This window comes from Gallintestinimicrobium sp., from assembly GCF_046968865.1.
Classification (GTDB): domain Bacteria; phylum Bacillota; class Clostridia; order Lachnospirales; family Lachnospiraceae; genus Gallintestinimicrobium; species Gallintestinimicrobium propionicum.
Genome location: NZ_JBKVPW010000011.1, coordinates 98,351 through 116,134, shown reverse-complemented (window position 1 = coordinate 116,134; position 17,784 = coordinate 98,351). Strand labels below are relative to the sequence as shown.

The window sequence follows — 17,784 nt, the reverse complement described above, 5'->3', positions numbered from 1 at the left end:
GTCTCTCCTTGTCTTTTCTTTTCCCCTGTCGTTTTCCGGCTTTGCCGGAAAGAGGAGGCTGCCGCAGCCCATGTCGCATGTTTGCGGCAGCCGGAAAATCCTGTTTTACAAAATTCTGTTTCGTTCTGTCACTTTTTATATGGCTCGGTCGAGATTATTCCAGACCAGCCATTTCAGCCCAGCTGCTGATGGCATAATCTGCGATATCGCTGTAAGCGGTTTCAGGCCATTCTGCAGTATTTACATAGTTCTCCATCATCTGCAGACCAAAGTTATCGGTAGCCCAGCCCTTAGGAGCGCCTGCGTATGCGTTGGTCAGAGTCTTATCCGCAGCCATGTAGGAGATAATGGAATCGCCCAGGCTGTAGCCAGCGGAGGTTGTTGCAGGATCAGCGTTGTAAGGGATGAAGGACATTTCTTCCACAACGAACTTCTGACCTGCTTCAGTGGTGTTCAGCCATACAAGGAACTCTTCTGCCAGTTCTTTTTCTTCATCAGAAACCTTGTCGTTGATGCAGTAGTAGTTCGGTACGAATACCGGAATGGACTCAAGCATATGCTCAACTGTCAGGCCTTCTACCTTGATGTCATCCTGTGTGAAGGGCATCTTAATGGGCAGGAAGGTCAGGGTATCAACGATGTCAGCATTTGCTTTCTTGATGTTCTCGTATGCCCAGTTGCCCTGCTTTAAGAAGATTGCCTTGCTGTTTGCGAAGGTTGCAACAGAAGGATCATAGCCATTGGTAGTTGCATTGATCAGTTCCGGTCCTCTGGGGGTTGTTGCATTGGCGGTCTTTAAATCCAGAGCCTTTGCATAAGCTTCGAATGCACCCTTGCCAGCCTGCAGCTGTTCCAGAGTAGCTTCGCCGGCTGCCTTGGAATCCGGGAAGATCGCGTCTACTGCAATGTTAACGAAGTGGTCACCATAGGTCCATTTTTCGGAGCCTGCTACAGAGAATACACCTTCCAGAGTAGCTGCCTTGCCGGTCTTCTCTGCTGCCAGTGCGAATTCCTGACCGCTTAAGGTAACGCTTCCTGCTGTGCCTTCTTTGATGTAGCTCTGCAGAGTCAGAACCATCTGCTCAAACTCGTCATAGGTTGCTGTCTTGAATGCTTCAAGGAAAGCGTCTACCTGATCTTCACCAAACAGAGCTGCCAGCATCTCTTTATCTACGATGTAGCCATAGCCTTCTACGTTATAAGGAATACCATAATTTGCAGTGCCATCTGTCAGGTTGAAGCTCTCCGGGATATCAGCTACCAGCTGTTTGAACTCTTCATTGGTTGCCTTGGAAAGATCCATTGCAAATCCGCCCTCTGTCCATTCAACCAGAGTTTCGGCGTTCATGCAGGAGAAGATCGCCGGCTTGTTCTTGGAGTTCATTTCGGTACGAAGTGTGTCATCACTGTTAACGCCGGAACCCAGGGAGAATGCCTTAACCTTAACACCCTTTTCCTTGCCGAAGGCCTCTGCTGCAGCTGCCATAGCGTCTGCGTTCTCACCCTTGTTGTTAAAGATGTACAGGTCGTAATCAGCGGAACCTGTAGAGGTGGAAGCTGTGTCTGCGCTGCCTGTGCTGGAAGAGGAGCTTCCGCAGCCTGCCAGTGCGCTCACTGCCAGCATACCTGCCAGTGCGAGGGATAACCATTTTTTACCTTTCATTTCATAATCCTCCTTGTTTCTTTATGGATTCTGAGAAGCTGTGGTTTGTAGAAGTTGTCCTGCAAACCCGCTGCATCCTGGAATCCTTTTAGAGCTCTTGCCTAATGTACGGAGCTCTTGTTTCCTGATGAGGTCATCATATCACCGTCCTATATGTATGTCAACCGATAACATGTGCATCTTTTATACTTTTGTCCCTTTTTACAAATTTAAAATGCAATATTTGTACAGTTTCACGAAACCATTTTCTATTGTCAGCTACGCAGAAGTTCCAATTTTATACTATTTATGCTATTTTTCTCATTATGTAGTATATCAAATGTGTTTCCGAAATACATATTGTGTTACCGATGACATACGATATGCGACTATCGGGCAGGATTGTGGGAGTCGCAGCACGGAATAATCCGCAGGTATCAAAACCAAAGGCCCCGGAACGTTAAAACGCCGGAGCTTTTTATGCTCCGGCGTTTTCTCATTTCATAGGAAAATGCGTCCTATGAAATAAAAGCGCTCCGCGCGGATCGCACTGCAGCGGAATGGAAGAATGTCGCTTGCGCGACCCGCCGCAGGCGGAGAATCCTGCTTCGCAGGATTCTTTTTTATACCAGTTTCTTCTATATTTCTGTCTTCAAAACCGTAGTCCCGCGCTGCACCAGCCGTACCGGCAGTACAATCTTCTGGGGGACAGACTCATTCTTCAGACTCTTCGCAATATATTCCACGCACAATTCTGTCATTTCTTCCACAGGCTGATGGATCGTCGTGATCTGTGGTGTTGTTACCGTCGATATCATCACGTCATCGAAGCCGATCAGCTGGATATCCTCCGGCACCCGCTTGCCCATCTGTGCACCAACCTGGATCACCTGAGAAGCGATCAGATCACTGCTGGCAAAAATTCCATCCACGTCCGGGAACTCCTGCAGTGCCCTGCGGATAAAGTCTTCATAATGCATGGAGCCGTACTGCAGTCTGTCGCTCACCAATATGCGGTACGGAATTCCTGCCTTTTTACAGACATCGGAAAATCCATCCGCACGCCGGTCCGCAGGCATGTCCTTACCGGCGACGCCGCCGAAATGCAAAAGATTCTTACAGCCGCATTCAATCAGATGCTCTGCTGCCAGCTTGCCGCCCTGATAGTTGTCACACTGTACGGAAATCGTATCATCGTCCCCTCCCCGCTCCAGATTCACGACTGGGATGTTCATTTTGCGAAATTCCCGTGTCTGAACATATTTGCTGCACAGCACAATGCCCGCCACACGGTTTGATATGCACATATCCAGATAATCCTGTTCCTTTTCCGGCTGCTCCTTTGAATTACACAAAAGCAGTTTAAAGCCCTTTTCCGCTGCTGAGGATTCTAAATTACTGATCACCTTTATAAAAAAGGGATGCGAAATATGCGGCACGATCAGTCCGATCGTATTGGTATACTGTTTGGAGAATGCACGTGCCAGCTCATTTGGCTGATAGTGCATTTCTTCCATTGCTGCATATACCTTTTTCCGCGTCCCTTCACTGATATATCCCCTGTTGTTTATAACACGAGATACTGTTGTTGCCGTTACACCCGCCCTCTGGGCGATATCCTTTAAGGTTGCCATTTTCTGTCTCTACACTCCATTTCAAATCAGGAATATTCCTCTCCCACTAGTATTATAAATATTATTTCGTAAAATATCAACCGGTAACATATTCCCGTTACAGTTCACTCGTACCCTTCTGAGTTCAGATTCCGTGCTTGCACGAAAATCTGAGTTAAGAAGGGTACGAGTGAACTGTAATATATTCCCAGAGTACAGATTCCTTTACAGCGCCCGCGTCGATTCCTGTTCCAGCAATTCTCCCGGAAAAATCTTATGCTGATGGCTGCTTTTGCCATCCAGCAGATCAAACAGATGATGGACAGATTCTTCTGCAATTTCCTGGATCGGCTGACGGATCGTCGTCAGGGTCGGATTGTAATAGCTGCACAGCTCAATTCCGTCAAAGCCCGCAACAGAATAATCCTGTGGGATCCGTTTCCCCGCCTCTGCGATCGCCCGACAGGCTCCCACTGCCATCGTATCTGAAAAAGCAAACACTGCCGTAAACTCTTTTCCTTCATCCAGCAGCTGTCGGGTCAGAACATAACCGTTTTCCATACTGTAGGACGGAAGCTTCGGATTCATATAGCAGATCAGTCCCTCATCCGGCTCGATTCCCTGTTCCCGAAGTGCCCGCAAATATCCCATCAGACGCATCCGACCGATGCTGACATCTTCTTTTCCCGCAGCGAGCACCGCGATTTTGCGGTGTCCCAGTCGAATCAGGTAATCTGTCATCCGATATCCTTCTTTTTCATCGTCAACAGACAAGGTGGAGTAATTATCGTGCTGGATTCCGTCCGGTCCTTCTCCGACTGTTGAGAGAATAAACGGTATCCGCAGCTTACTCAGCTTTTCTTCTGAATGGACAAAATGTCCCCCAAGAAAGATCAGACCTGCCAGACGTTTTTCCTTTACCAGCTCCAACGCCACATCAACCTCATCCTCATCCGATTCAACGTGCCGGATCACCATGGAATACTTTTTCTTTTTGATCTCATCCTCCATGACCTTGATCGCTCCGGCAAAAAACGGGTTTGTTAATCCCTTCACAAGCACAGCGATACACTTTCCGTCCGTCCGCTTCAGATACCGCGCACTGTTATTCGGAATATACCCATACTTCTGAATGATATCCATTACCTTCTGCTTCGTTTCAGGATTGATATCCGGATGGTTATTGATCGCCCGGGATACCGTGCTTACTCCAACGCCGCACATCCGTGCAATATCTTTAATTGTGATCTCTTCCAACTCTCTGTTTTCCTGCTCCATTGCTTCTCTGCCCTACCATACTTATTGTTTCGACCGCAATTGTCAAAGTTTCGCGTTTCCTCCGACATTTTATAGGAAAACCCCCGTAAAGTCAAAACAATCACAAAATTATCACAAAATTATAAAAAGCCGCCCGGCTGTTTGCAGTAGCCGAACGGCTTTATTCTTTTTTCTAAATATGTATTTTTATTCCGGTACGCAGCTCATCCTTTTACAGCACCAGCTACAACACCCTCGATGATGTACTTCTGGCATGCCAGATAAAATACAATGATCGGAATGATGGCAAGCACCAGGACGCCCATCATCGCACCCATGTCGACAGAGCCATATCCGCCCTTCAGATACTGAACTGCGATGGGAACTGTTTTATACTTCGTCATATCCAGTACAAGATACGGAAGCAGATAGTCGTTCCAGATCCACATCGTCTGCAGGATTGCAACCGTAATACAGGTTGGCTTCATAATCGGCATAACAATTCCGAAAAAGGTCTGCAGCGGCGTACAACCATCGATCATCGCAGCCTCTTCAATTTCCAACGGGATGCTCTTTACAAAACCACAGAACATAAAGACGGAAAGCCCTGCGCCAAATCCCAGATATACAATGACGATACCAAGCGGATTATTTAATTTCAGCATATCCGCAAGCTTGGACAGGGTAAACATTACCATCTGGAACGGAACGATCATCGAAAACAGACACAGAAAATACAGCGCAGTTGTAAAACGATTCTTTACACGGCTGATATACCACGCACACATGGAGGTACACAGGATGATCACGCCAACAGACAGCACCGTAATAAAGAGAGAGGTAAAGAACGCGTCAATAAAGCCGGTTCTCTGGATTCCCTTGATATAGTTTTCGATGCCGACAAACATCTTGTCCGTCGGAATGGCAAAGGGTTTCTTACTGATATAAGCCTTCTTTTTAAAAGAGTTAATCACAACCAGCGCGATCGGAAATACATAGGCAATGGAAATCAGGGTAAAGACCAGCGTAAAGATCCAGCCATGCTTTGCTTTTCTCACATTCATTACTGCTGTACCTCCTTTCTACGTGTCAGCCAGTTCTGCGTCAATGCGATCGCTGCTACCAGCAGGAAGAATACGACCGCTTTCGCCTGACCGACGCCCTCCCAGCCGGTACGTCCATAAAATGTACGGAAAATATTCAGCGCCAGCAGCTCGGACATGTTGGAGGGCTCGCCGTTTGTCAGCGCCAGGTTCTGGTCGAACAGCTTAAACGAATTGGTCAGGGTCAGGAATGTACAGATCGTAATGGAGGGCATTACCATCGGAATTGTCACGTTTTTCAAAATCTGTCCGGAGGTCGCACCGTCAATCTTTGCAGCCTCGATCAGATCCCCGGGGATATTCTGAATTCCGGCAATGTAAATGATCATCATATAGCCGATCTGCTGCCAGCACATCAGAATAACCAGTCCCCAGAAGCCATAGACGGAGGAATAGGTCAGTGTCCGGTTCATGTACAGCAGTACACCATTTAACAGAAGCTGCCAGATATAACCCAGGATGATACCACCGATCAGGTTCGGCATAAAAAATACTGTCCGGAAGATATTTGTCCCCCGAAATCCCTTTGTCAAAAGCAGCGCTACCGCAAATGCAAGCACATTGATCAGCACAACCGTCACAACTGTGAAAATCGCTGTATACCACAGGGCGTGTACAAATGAAGCATCTGTAAAAATTTTAAGATAGTTTGAAAAACCGATAAACTTTGCATCTGTTACCGTCGTGAACTTGCAGAAGGACAAATATACGCCCATCGCAAAAGGCGCAATAAATCCAAGGATAAATGCAAGAAATGTGGGCAGAACAAAAATCGGCCAATACCGTCTGATTGCTTTCTCCATAATTTCCTCTCATTCTGCCGCTTTCGTGTTCTCTGCATCCGCACAGGCGGCATTGTTTCAAAAAATCTGTACTCACTGCACGGAATGCAAAAATCCCGTGCGTGAAAGGGAAAGGGCGGGCACATAGCCCGCCCTCTGATTATGATCCTCTTTGTTTACCTGCATACCGATTTTTGGTGCAGGACTCTTATGCAGCTGAATTATTCCGCATGTGCTGCGTCATACTCTGTCTTCCAGCCATCTACGAATGCGGTTACAACAGCATCCCAGTCGCCGGTGCCCTGAGCATACTCAAGCAGTGCGCTGCCGACGCCGTTTTTCCACTCTTCAGAAGGCATTGTGGTGAAGTTCCATGATACAGGTGTCTTACCAGCTTTGGTGTACTCATCATTTGCAAGTACCAGCGGGTTCTGAGACTGATAACCGTCTTCAAAGGTCTTGAAAGGTGTTACAAAGCCCATGGTGTTTGCCAGAGCGTCACGACCGGTATCGCTGGTTACAACCCATTCCATGAAGTCCAGAGTTGCCTGGATATCAGCAGGATCTGCATTCTTGTTTACACACCAGTAGTTCTCGGAACCGGTGCACAGGCCCTGATTTTCTTCGCCTTCTGCGCCAATATAGATAGGAAGCATGCCAAGATCTTCATCTGCTACTTCGTTATCCTTGATGTCGTTGTAAGCCCAGGTACCATTCTGATAGAAGACAGCTTCGCCAAGTGCAAATTCGCTGGCAGCATCTTCACCAGTCTTACCGGACAGCAGAGCCGGATCACAGGTAGAATCTGTGATGTAAAGATCGAAGATCTGTTTGTAGTTGTCCAGATAGGTTCCCTTGATAGCAGGAGAAGAGGTAATTCCATCTGCCTTATATTCATAGTACAGAGGCAGGTTTGCCAGATGTGTCTTAAATCTCCAGTCAGAGGAGGAATCAAAACCGGCTGAAGCGAATGCACCTTCTACGCCAAGGTCATCCTTGTGAGCCTGAATGCCATCTGCAACTTTCTTCAGTGCTTCGAAGTTGTTCAGCTCATCGATGGATTTGATCTCTGCATCATCCAATGCAAAATAGTCATTTAACAGTGCCTTGTTGTAGATCAGACCATATGTTTCAATTACATATGCAATACCCTGAACAGCGTCGCCATCCTTTAACACATAATCGTCTGACAGTACGTTCTTATAAACCTCGCTGTCCTTTAAGTCATAGCAATAATCCTTCCAGGAAGCCAGACCAACGGGACCATTTACCTGAAACAGGGTAGGTGCTTCTGTCTTTGCCATTTCGGACTTCAGAGTAGATTCATAGGTTCCGCTTGCTGCAGTTACAACAGTTACCGGTACGCCGGTTTCAGCGGTGTACTCTGCTGCAAGATCTACCCAGTCATCTGCCTGCTCGGGTTTGAAGTTTAAGTAATAAACCTTGCCTTCGCCTGTGGCAGCAGCCTCTTCCGTTCCAGTCTCTGCCTCGGTATCTGCAGCCTCGGTCTTTTCCTCAGTTGCTTTCGTTTCTGCCGGAGCAGCTCCGGTATCTGCGGCAGTGCTTCCGCAGCCTGCAAGCATCGTTGTTGCCATTGCCGCACTCAGTAATACACTGATCAGTTTCTTTTTCATAGCTCTACCTCTCTTTTTTATTGGTGACAGGCGCTTTTCTCAGCGCAATTCCTGTCTGTTGTTGTCCCGGTAATGCTCCCGGGAACGCTTCCGGAAACGTTTCCGGATGCTATGGTTGTATATTACCACGAGGTACACCATGCGGCAATATCAATTTATTCAGATTGCATGTTTGTTTTTTAAGAACTTGTATATTCTATACAAATTGCATATTTTTTCATCGAAGTGCCTGTGTGATTCCCTTCACCGACGACAAATACTCCATTGGAGACATTCCCATTTCTTTTTTAAACTGTCTGGAAAAATATTGTACCGATCCATAGGACAGACGTGCAGCAATTTCTGTGATGTTGCAATTTTCTTCCCGCATCATTTCCCGTGCACGCCGGATCTTCATTCTGCTGAAATATTCCATTGGTCCGCATCCGAACTCCTTATGGAAAAGATGCTGCAGCGTAGACCGGCTCATATAAAAAACATCACAGAGTGTATTCATATCGATTTGCTCCTGAACATGCTCCTGCATATAGTGGACGACCTGAATCAGTCGGGAACTTTTCAGATGTGCTGTCTCTTCCGTCAGCTCAAACCGTTTGGAATCGTCTGCCTTTTCTTCCCGCTCCCTGCGCAGCGTCAGCAAAAACAGCTCCAGATTCAGCAAAATCATCTGCTGCGCGTACAAGAATATTTCCTTTATCTACATATAAAAATTCCCAGAAATCCATCCTTTCCGCTTTCATTACTACAGTTGTACAGATCGTGTTCTGTTCCATGGCAGGATATGCCTTTGCGAGAATTGAGTTCCCGTTCAAAAACTTTATTTTCGTACTGCTGTTATCCGTCCTGATGGTTCCCGGACAGATTTTCCTGCTTCCCCAGTATCAGTTAATCCAGAAGATGGGACTGTTGAACACCATCCCGGCGCTGTTTCTTCCGAACCTGTTCAGTGCCTTCGGTACATTCCTGCTGCGGCAGTTCTTTATGTCCATGCCTCAGGAGCTGGAAGATGCCGCAATCGTAGATGGCTGTAACCGGTTCCAGATTTTCGGACGTATTATGGTTCCGTTAATCCAGCCTGGTATCGCAGCGCTGACCATCTTCACCTTCAAGTTCGCATGGAACGACTTCATGTGGCCTCTGATCGTCAACAACTCCATGGATAAGCTGATCTTAGGTCCTGCACTGTCCACTCTGCAGGGTCAGTACACGACACAGTACCCGATGCAGATGGCAGGCGCCGTATTAGCCGTTATCCCGCTGGTTGTAATCTTCTTCATCTTCCAGAAGCAGTTTATCGAAAGCGTGGCCACATCCGGCATTAAGGGTTAAATCCATATCGTACTTCATTGTGTCAACTACCCACGACCTAAAGGTCATGGGCTTGTAACTGCCCAGTCGTACTAACGGCTTACACCTCCGACCTTTAATCCCCGATAGATATTGCTATCTAAAGTGGCGTTACATCATAGGGTGGTTGACAGCACCCTTTGTAGCAGAGTTTACTCTGTTACAACTGTATTAGGTACTTGGCTATCTGCAAGATAGTCTATTCCCATACGATACAGATTCATAGCTCCAATGCGGTCATCATTAGATTTGTAACCACAGTTTTTACAAGTAAACAGGTGTATCTTCTTATTGCGGTTAGACTTTTCAACGTGCCCACAACAAGGGCAACACTGACTTGTATAGCGAGGGTCTACCTTAATAACAGAAGACTGATTCTGTTTTGCTTTGTAGATTAGTTTTTGTTCAAGGTCATAGAAAGACCATGATACAGAAACATAACGGTCTTTTGTTTTAACACGTTCTGTAGCATTACGAATACCTGATAAATCTTCCAATACAAAGAGAGTGTGCTTGGGGTTATTTTTGACGAGTGCCTTTGATACCTGATGGTTAATATCCTGCATCCAACGGTTTTCTCGCCCACCAATAGCTTTTATTCTTCGTCTTGAAGATGAGGTCTGTCGCATTTGGAGTTCTTTACGAAGTTTGGAATAATTAGCACGTTTTTGCTTCATAGCCTTACCACTAACAAATCCAGACTTGTTTTTGCTGTCATAAGTGGCAATAACAAAGTTAATACCTCTATCTATACCCACAACATTACAGATGTCAGAAACATTACTTTCTTCGACATCGTAGGTTACTGGTATGTGAAGATAATACTTGCCATGCTTATTTACAAGTTTAGCTGTACCAAACTTATAAATCGTATGGTCGAAATACTTAGACATTCCGTCTGCAAAATAAGATAACTTCACACGACCGTTTAGCGTATTGATTGAAAAGCAGTTTTGTGTTAAGGAATAATCTCTGTTCCAAACCAAATCATACTGAGGCTTTTTGAACGAGGGTTTCATCCATTCGTTTTGATTCTCAAGAATGGTCTTATATCTGGCGATAACAGTCTTCAAAACAGACTGAGCCATTTGCGATTTAAGGTTAAAATTTTCTCGTAAAGTAGAATACAAAACCTTATTGAGCGAAAACTGCTTTAAGTCATGAGTACGGAATACATAGTCTGAAACATAATTGCAGGCATTACGATAAACAGACATAGTTTCATCAAGCAAAACTTTATCCGTTTCCGTTGCGACTATTTGAATTTTAGCTGTAATAGTTATCTGTTCCATAGATGTACTCCTTTCGTAGATATTTCACTAAATATATTATATAATAACAATTAGTGAAAATCAATGTTTTGAGGTGAATTATGGATAATAGATACAATCGTCATAACAGACGGAAATACAGCCTTAAAGTACATATAGTTCTAGTAACCAAATATCGTAAACAATTACTCAAAGATTCTATCGCTGATGATGTTAACGATATTGCTAATACTTATGGCACAAATATGGTTCGTTTCTGTCTAAACAGTATTGGAAGAAAAAAATATTTTGGTCAGACGGATATTTTGCTTGCAGCATTGGAGAAGTATCGTCAACTACCATACAAAAATATATTGAGAATCAGGGTTAACGATTAAAGATTTACAAGGCTCCTCCCACCACCTAAAGGTAGTGGGAGGAGCCTATGGCAAACGAAAGGGTTTTATTTATAAACCTATAAGCACTCAGAACAAAAAAAGACAGGATTTTCTTCCCGTCTTTTTTGTTTTATCATCATTTCATAAAAAATCTACAGGAGGATCTCATCCTGTATCATGCGTCCAGTACCCGTTAACAGTTCCTGCAGTTCAATCGCGCCCGCGCAGACGGCTCAGATCAGCCCGTAGTGCTTTAACGCGTTTGCGATTCCGTCCTCCAGGACCGGCGTGGTCCGGTAGCTGCAATACGGCAGGATCGTTTTGGAGCAGACACCCATCGCAATGCTGTGGGGCACAGCCTCCAGCATCGGAATATCGTTTTCAGAGTCCCCAATGGCATAACAGTTGTCCTTGGGGATTCCCAGTTTTTTCTGTAAAATGTGGATCCCCTCCGCCTTGCTGCAGCCTGTCGGAACGATTTCCAGATAATGCTCTCCCTGGGGCACTGCAGTAAATTCGTCTCCGATAAAACTTCTCAGCTTATCCACCGGATCATCCGGACGAAGCAGGCAGAAAAATTTATCAAACACCACATCACTGTCCTCTGGCCGCTCCGGCATATCCGGCACAGAGCAGTTCAGACTCTTAAAATTGGAAACCGAATTGCCAAGCTCCGGACTCATACAGCGGCTGTCATAATACACATGCTCCTCCGCTTCAAAAAATGTCGGGATGCCGAGTCTGCGCAGCTCATATACGATTTCCGTACATTTTTCATGCAAAATGCTGTGGCTAAACAACGTTTCTCCTTCATAATAAATATGTGTTCCGCAGCCACATACCAGGCCGTCAAATCCGATTTCGCGGATTCTCGGCTCAATGCTCACCAACGTCCGTCCCGTATTGATAAATGCCAGGTGTCCATTTTCGCGAAGTTTACGGATCGCCTCCACTGCACTCTGCGGAATCTGATGGGTCGGTCCATCGACCAGAGTTCCGTCAATATCAAAAAATACCAGCTTTCTGTCTTTATTTTCCATCCTGCAAAACTCCTCCTTTTGTCAGGTATTCCCAAATTGCTTTCTGCTCTGCTTTTACCTGTCCCTGGATCATTGGATTTTTCCCGCCGCCGCGCCCGCAAAGTGCCTTGTTGAACGCCTTGCCAAACGCCGAAACATCCCGGTCAGATGCGCAGATCACATACTGATAACCATCTGTATCGCTGCCATTAAACACTGCTGCAAATAAGACCTTCTGTGCCAGCTTATCCGCCAGCTTACGGACGTCTACTGTGCTCAGTCCCTGCTCAAACAGCACGTAGGCGCTGCTTCCGGTCTCTACGGCATCCACCTTTTCTTCCAGCAGGCGCAGCTTTAACGCGCCGAGCTCCTGTTTTAGATCAGCCACCGTCTGCAGCAGCTTTTGGGCTGCCTGCGCGGTCTGCTCCGGCTTTACAGACAGCAATGCCGAGATTTTCTGCGTGTTTTCGAATCGGCACTTATAATCTGCCAGCGCTTTTTCCCCGATCAGAATATCCAGACGGCTTCCACCCTTTGCATGCTCTGCAGAAATGACCTTGATAGGTCCGACCTCACCTGTGTATTTCACATGCGTTCCACAGCAGGCGCACACATCCGCACCCGGAATCGTAACGATGCGGATCGCCCCGGTCAGCTCTTTTTTACTGCGGTAATCCAGTGTTGCAAGGGTCTCCTTGTCCGGATACTCCGCCAGAATTTCTATATTCTCCAGTACCTTCTGGTTCGCCAGGTCTTCCGCCTCCTGAATCTGTTCTGCCGTCAGCGGTCCCGAAAAATCGATCGTCACGCAGTCCTTTCCCATATGGAAGCCGATATTCGAATAGCCGTGGGTATGGCAGATGATACCGGAAATGATATGTTCTCCGGAATGCTCCCGCATATGCATCAGCCTTCTGTCCCAGTCAATGGTTCCATGCACGCAGCTTCCAACCTCCAGCGGGGCGCTGCACAAATGGAAAATTATGCCGTCCTTTTCCTGTACATCTGTCACCCGGGCGCCGCCGAGTACACCGAAATCGCAGGGCTGACCGCCGCCCTCCGGATAAAAGGCTGTTCGATCCAGAGCAACCTCCCAGAGTGGCGCATCCGGCCGCGCTGCTTCGCCAACTGCCAGCTGACCATTCATGTCTCGCTCCGTGCCTTCCTTCAACACCTGGCAGCTTACGACCGCCGCATCAAATTCTGTCAGATACGCATTCACATCATATAATTTTTCTGTCATCTTTCTCGCTCATTTCTGCGCACGCTTTTTGCGCATGTCGAGTTTGTGTCAAGTGCGCGCAGACACAAATCTCGCGATTGAAAAAGTTTATTTTTCAATCTTATTCCTCATTTCGTGCTGCTTTAATGCATTCCGGAAAAAATCGCGCACGCCGTCTCCCTCTTCCTCCGGCATTGTAGCTTCTCCATCATAAAAGTGTCTGCCTGTCCGGTAATCTGCACAGATCGCATCCAGAGGAAAGCCTTCCATCCGCTGTGGCCGCTCCTCTGTCATCAACCAGAATTTTTTCCAGTTCAGTGCACCGCCTCTGGCTTCGTAAATTTCATTCTCAGAAAAAACCAGGCAAATCGCGTTCTGATACTGTGCGACGCACCGCCCGCCAAACTCTGCGGCAATCTTCTTATAATATTTCCGCATCTGCTCATCCGTCAGGTTGACACCGTTTACCCGCCGTACATGCACGCCCGGCTGACGCTCCTTGGGCAGTCCTTCTATATAAAGACCGCTGTCCTGTGAAAAAACCGGCTGCCCGCAGATTCGGTAATATGCGAGGGCTTTCTGCCGCGCATTCTCCAGCGGGTCCTTCCCACATTCTTCTATCTCTCCCCAGCAAAATGGCAAATCCTTTAAACCGAGCAGGCGAATCTCCTGCAACGTGCTCAGGTAATGGCGCATCAGATCGAGCTTCCCGGCGTTCCCTGTTCCATAAATCAACGTTATTGCTTTCTTTTGCATTTTGTCTCCATTTGGCAGATAAGAATCTAAGATTCTGCCTCGCATGCGCAATTCAGTTTATTCTACCATATCCGTTCCAAAGCCGCCACCAGGAAAAGCGTTTTGCAAAAAAGCCCGGCAATCATTCCAATTTTTGACCCATTTTAAATTTTCTGCCTTTTCTGATTTTTATAGCTATTTCCTGTTATATTCTTTTTTCCATATTCGTGTCTATCGTTTTTTCGACTTATTTATTTATTTTGCTGCATTACCTCGTTTTTATATTTCATTTTTTATGCATATTTTTCTTAAATTTTCTTCAAAAAACACTTGTCAAAACTCGATCCATGCCATATAATATATCTTGTCGCTGAGCGATACAGAGATTCAGCGAAACAAAAGAAAATGCACCGCTAGCTCAGTTGGTAGAGCACCTGACTCTTAATCAGGGTGTCCAGGGTTCGAGCCCCTGGCGGTGCACTAAGAAGCACTGTTTTTGAAAGCTTGACTTTCGGGGACGGTGTTTTTTTGTTCTCCTGTTTTCAGCTGCGCATAAGAACATGATACCCTCTCCGATTCCTTTTCAGTTTATATTTCTTTTAGAATTTCTTTTCAATTCTTTTCTTGTAAATTTCCCAGGCCGGACGCATAATAAACTTAATCTGAAACGTTTTTAAGACACTATTTTTCCCGGACATCCCGACATGTCCGTGCCGTGCAGACAGCGCACAGAATGGAGACACCTATGACAACCAATCCCGATGACAAAAAACCAAAACAAGTGCTTGCCACGTATGCCGTCGTCGCTCTGATCGTTATGTTCCTGCTTAATATTTTTGTTCTTCCGGGGATCATGGAACGAAGCATCAGGGAAACGACCTACAGTGACTTTTTAAAAGGTATCGACAGCAAACAGATTCAGGAGGTCCAGTTCGACGTCCAGGATTCTATCATTTATTACACCATCAAACAGGATGGCAAAACTCAGGTCTGCAAGACCGGTCTGATCAACACCGACAGCGAATTGATCGATAAGATCACTTCCTCCGGTGCGGCTCTGACCAGAGAGATTCCGACTCAGCAGTCCCCTCTGATGAATATGCTGATCGGTTTTATCCTGCCTACTATTATTTTCATCTTTTTAGGCCAGCTGCTCTTTAAAAAGATGACCAACAGCATGACCGGAGGTCCCGGCGGCGCGATGTCGTTCGGCAAGAGTAACGCCAAGGTTTATGTCAAATCCTCCACCGGCATCAAGTTTTCCGATGTAGCAGGTGAAGATGAGGCAAAAGAGCTTCTGACCGAAATCGTAGACTTTTTGCATAACCCTGAAAAATACCGCGCAATCGGCGCAACAATGCCCAAAGGCGCACTGCTCGTAGGCCCTCCCGGAACCGGTAAAACCCTGCTTGCCAAGGCAGTCGCCGGTGAAGCGGACGTTCCCTTCTTCTCCATTTCCGGTTCTGAATTCGTGGAAATGTTCGTCGGCATGGGCGCAGCCAAGGTACGTGACCTGTTCAAGCAGGCGAGTGAGAAGGCTCCCTGTATCGTCTTCATCGATGAGATCGATACAATCGGTAAAAAGCGTGATGGACAGATCAGCGGCAACGACGAGCGGGAACAGACCTTAAACCAGCTGCTGACAGAAATGGACGGTTTCGATGGTTCCAAAGGCGTTGTCATCCTGGCAGCGACGAACCGCCCGGATTCCCTTGATCCTGCGCTGACCAGACCAGGGCGTTTCGACCGCCGAATTCCGGTTGAGCTGCCTGACTTACAGGGCCGCGAAGATATCCTGAAGGTACATGCCCGTAAGATCAAGATTGCAGATAATGTAAACTTCCATGAAATCGCAAAAGCTGCTTCCGGTGCCTCCGGCGCTGAACTCGCCAACATCGTCAACGAAGCTGCTCTGCGTGCAGTCCGCGACGGTCGTCGTTTTGCAACACAGGCAGACCTCGAAGAAAGCATCGAGGTTGTTATCGCAGGCTACCAGAAAAAGAGCCGCGTGCTCTCCGAAAAAGAAAAACTGATCGTTTCCTATCATGAAGTCGGTCATGCCCTTGTCGCCGCCCTGCAGACGAACTCCGCACCGGTACACAAGATCACGATCATTCCCCGTACCAGCGGTGCACTTGGTTATACCATGCAGGTCGAGGAAGGCGAACGTTTCCTGATGTCCAAAGAAGAAATGGCAAATAAGATTGCAACGCTGACCGGCGGCCGCGCAGCAGAAGAAATCATCTTCCACTCCATCACAACCGGCGCCTCCAACGATATCGAGCAGGCAACCAAGCTCGCCCGTGCAATGATCACCCGCTACGGCATGAGCGATACTTTCGATATGGTTGCAATGGAAACCGTTGCAAACCAGTATCTGGGCGGCGATTCCTCCCTTTCCTGCTCACCCGAGACACAGACCCAGATCGATACCCTGACCGTCGACCTTGTAAAAGCACAGCACCAGAAAGCGATCCAGCTTCTGCAGGATAACCTGCCAAAGCTTCATGAAATCGCTAAATACCTGTACGAGCATGAAACGATTACAGGCGAAGAATTTATGACGATTCTGATGCGCAAGCCTGAGCTCGCAGCGGCGGATTCCGCAGCTTCCGGCAACTGACCGACAACGGCAACCGCCACCGGCTGCTTCACACCTGGCTTTTTCAGCCGGCGGAGATTTTTGAAAAATCTCCGCCGGTTTTTGCGTGCAGGAAGCTCCCTCTCTATACACAAAATTTTCTCTTCTGGTATCGTTTTTTGAACGCTTCCGGACATCTCTTTTTCTTTCCTTTTCCCGTCTTATGAGGTATACTGAAAGCAGTGAAATTTACCCGGTGGAGGTATAGGTATATGAAATATATTCAACTTGGAAAAAGTGGACTGACAGTCCCTTCCGTTGCCCTCGGCTGCATGCGCATCCGCGACGTTTCCGCTAAAGAAGCCGAGGAACTCGTTGCAACGGCGCTGGAGCTTGGCTGCAACTTTTTCGAACACGCCGACATCTACGGTCAGGGCACCTGCGAGGAAGCGTTTGCAGACGCGATCCACATGTCCCCCTCTGTCCGCGACAAGATCCTTCTGCAGTCCAAATGCGGCATTGTTTCCGGCGTTATGTATGATTTTTCCAAAGAACACATTTTATCTTCTGTAGACGGCATTCTGAAACGTCTGCGCACTGACTATCTGGATGTGCTTGTCCTGCACCGTCCGGATGCCCTGATGGAGCCGGAAGAAGTGGCAGAAGCCTTCAACCAGCTGCAGCAAAGCGGCAAGGTCCGCAACTTCGGTGTTTCCAACCACAAATCAAGCCAGATCAGGCTGCTGCAGAAATATATCAGCCAGCCCCTCGTAACCGACCAGCTGCAGTTTTCCCTGCCCAACTCCTCCATGATCCAGAGCGGCATGGAAGTCAACATGACAACCGCCGGTGCAATTGACCGCGACGACAGCATTCTCGATTTCTGCCGTCTCAACGATATCACCATCCAGACCTGGTCACCGTTCCAGTACGGCTTTTTTGAAGGCGTTTTCATCGGCAGCGACAAGTATCCCGAATTGAACCACTGTCTGGAGGAAATTGCAGACAAATACCGCACGACTCCGACAACAATTGCAGCTGCATGGATTCTGCGTCACCCTGCACACATGCAGCTGATCGCCGGCACGACAAAGCCCTCCCGCTTCCGCGAGATCTGCGCCGCCTGCGATATTACGCTAACCCGTGAGGAATGGTATCGTCTCTATCTTGCTGCCGGACACATTCTGCCGTAATTTACAAG

13 protein-coding genes, 1 tRNA gene and 2 pseudogenes are annotated in these 17,784 nt (G+C 47.2%); 5 read left to right on the top strand and 11 right to left on the bottom strand.

Annotated elements, in window-relative coordinates; genetic code table 11:
* Window positions 1-154 precede the first annotated feature (154 nt).
* The 7 genes from ACLTOQ_RS10965 to ACLTOQ_RS10935 form a co-directional block, all read right to left on the bottom strand.
* The gene (locus tag ACLTOQ_RS10965; RefSeq protein ID WP_262585217.1) at window positions 155-1,663 is read right to left on the bottom strand and encodes a carbohydrate ABC transporter substrate-binding protein; all 1,509 of its coding nucleotides are present in this window, start codon (window positions 1,661-1,663) and stop codon (window positions 155-157) included.
* Window positions 1,664-2,280: 617 nt separating this feature from the next.
* Window positions 2,281-3,276 carry a LacI family DNA-binding transcriptional regulator gene (locus ACLTOQ_RS10960; protein WP_337560895.1) on the bottom strand — a complete coding sequence of 332 codons (996 nt, stop codon included), beginning with the start codon at window positions 3,274-3,276 and terminating at the stop codon, window positions 2,281-2,283.
* Between the two features lie 204 nt (window positions 3,277-3,480).
* Window positions 3,481-4,512, bottom strand: coding sequence for a LacI family DNA-binding transcriptional regulator (locus ACLTOQ_RS10955; RefSeq protein ID WP_412271349.1), 1,032 nt, complete (start codon window positions 4,510-4,512; stop codon window positions 3,481-3,483).
* Between the two features lie 224 nt (window positions 4,513-4,736).
* Window positions 4,737-5,576, bottom strand: a complete 840-nt coding sequence (locus ACLTOQ_RS10950; RefSeq protein WP_117959898.1) for a carbohydrate ABC transporter permease — start codon at window positions 5,574-5,576, stop codon at window positions 4,737-4,739.
* The gene (locus ACLTOQ_RS10945) at window positions 5,576-6,418 is read right to left on the bottom strand and encodes a carbohydrate ABC transporter permease (RefSeq protein WP_117959897.1); all 843 of its coding nucleotides are present in this window, start codon (window positions 6,416-6,418) and stop codon (window positions 5,576-5,578) included. Before ACLTOQ_RS10945 ends, ACLTOQ_RS10950 begins: the two co-directional genes overlap by 1 nt.
* Window positions 6,419-6,618: 200 nt before the next feature.
* Window positions 6,619-8,031 (bottom strand): ABC transporter substrate-binding protein, encoded by a 1,413-nt coding sequence (locus ACLTOQ_RS10940; protein WP_021915635.1) that lies wholly within the window; start codon window positions 8,029-8,031, stop codon window positions 6,619-6,621.
* A gap of 217 nt (window positions 8,032-8,248) precedes the next feature.
* Complete coding sequence (locus tag ACLTOQ_RS10935; protein WP_021915634.1) at window positions 8,249-8,713, bottom strand: helix-turn-helix domain-containing protein; 465 nt, start codon at window positions 8,711-8,713, stop codon at window positions 8,249-8,251.
* A 47-nt stretch (window positions 8,714-8,760) separates the two neighbouring features.
* Between ACLTOQ_RS10935 and ACLTOQ_RS10930 the strand changes: the two are divergent.
* Window positions 8,761-9,360, top strand: a pseudogene (locus ACLTOQ_RS10930) (carbohydrate ABC transporter permease); the annotation flags it as partial.
* A 170-nt stretch (window positions 9,361-9,530) separates the two neighbouring features.
* Here ACLTOQ_RS10930 and ACLTOQ_RS10925 read toward each other — a convergent pair.
* Complete coding sequence (locus ACLTOQ_RS10925; RefSeq protein ID WP_412319021.1) at window positions 9,531-10,670, bottom strand: RNA-guided endonuclease TnpB family protein; 1,140 nt, start codon at window positions 10,668-10,670, stop codon at window positions 9,531-9,533.
* 80 nt (window positions 10,671-10,750) lie between these two features.
* Here ACLTOQ_RS10925 and ACLTOQ_RS10920 point away from each other — a divergent pair.
* Window positions 10,751-11,019 (top strand): annotated as a pseudogene (locus ACLTOQ_RS10920) (transposase).
* A gap of 240 nt (window positions 11,020-11,259) precedes the next feature.
* Here ACLTOQ_RS10920 and ACLTOQ_RS10915 read toward each other — a convergent pair.
* The 3 genes from ACLTOQ_RS10915 to ACLTOQ_RS10905 all read right to left on the bottom strand — a co-directional run bounded on the left by ACLTOQ_RS10915 (window position 11,260) and on the right by ACLTOQ_RS10905 (window position 14,023).
* Complete coding sequence (locus tag ACLTOQ_RS10915; RefSeq protein ID WP_021915568.1) at window positions 11,260-12,066, bottom strand: Cof-type HAD-IIB family hydrolase; 807 nt, start codon at window positions 12,064-12,066, stop codon at window positions 11,260-11,262.
* On the bottom strand, window positions 12,056-13,288 hold the full coding sequence (locus ACLTOQ_RS10910; protein WP_412319395.1) for an alanyl-tRNA editing protein: 1,233 nt from the start codon (window positions 13,286-13,288) through the stop codon (window positions 12,056-12,058). The genes ACLTOQ_RS10915 and ACLTOQ_RS10910 overlap by 11 nt, the downstream gene beginning before the upstream one ends.
* Window positions 13,289-13,375: 87 nt before the next feature.
* Window positions 13,376-14,023 (bottom strand): non-canonical purine NTP pyrophosphatase, encoded by a 648-nt coding sequence (locus tag ACLTOQ_RS10905; RefSeq protein WP_337425577.1) that lies wholly within the window; start codon window positions 14,021-14,023, stop codon window positions 13,376-13,378.
* A 386-nt stretch (window positions 14,024-14,409) separates the two neighbouring features.
* On the opposite strand from ACLTOQ_RS10905, the gene ACLTOQ_RS10900 reads away from it, so the two are divergent.
* The 3 genes from ACLTOQ_RS10900 to ACLTOQ_RS10890 all read left to right on the top strand — a co-directional run bounded on the left by ACLTOQ_RS10900 (window position 14,410) and on the right by ACLTOQ_RS10890 (window position 17,776).
* Window positions 14,410-14,482: transfer RNA gene (locus ACLTOQ_RS10900), tRNA-Lys, on the top strand.
* Window positions 14,483-14,747: 265 nt separating this feature from the next.
* The gene (gene ftsH / locus ACLTOQ_RS10895) at window positions 14,748-16,625 is read left to right on the top strand and encodes an ATP-dependent zinc metalloprotease FtsH (protein WP_412319393.1); all 1,878 of its coding nucleotides are present in this window, start codon (window positions 14,748-14,750) and stop codon (window positions 16,623-16,625) included.
* A 230-nt stretch (window positions 16,626-16,855) separates the two neighbouring features.
* Window positions 16,856-17,776, top strand: coding sequence for an aldo/keto reductase (locus tag ACLTOQ_RS10890; protein ID WP_412319392.1), 921 nt, complete (start codon window positions 16,856-16,858; stop codon window positions 17,774-17,776).
* Window positions 17,777-17,784: the final 8 nt, after the last annotated feature.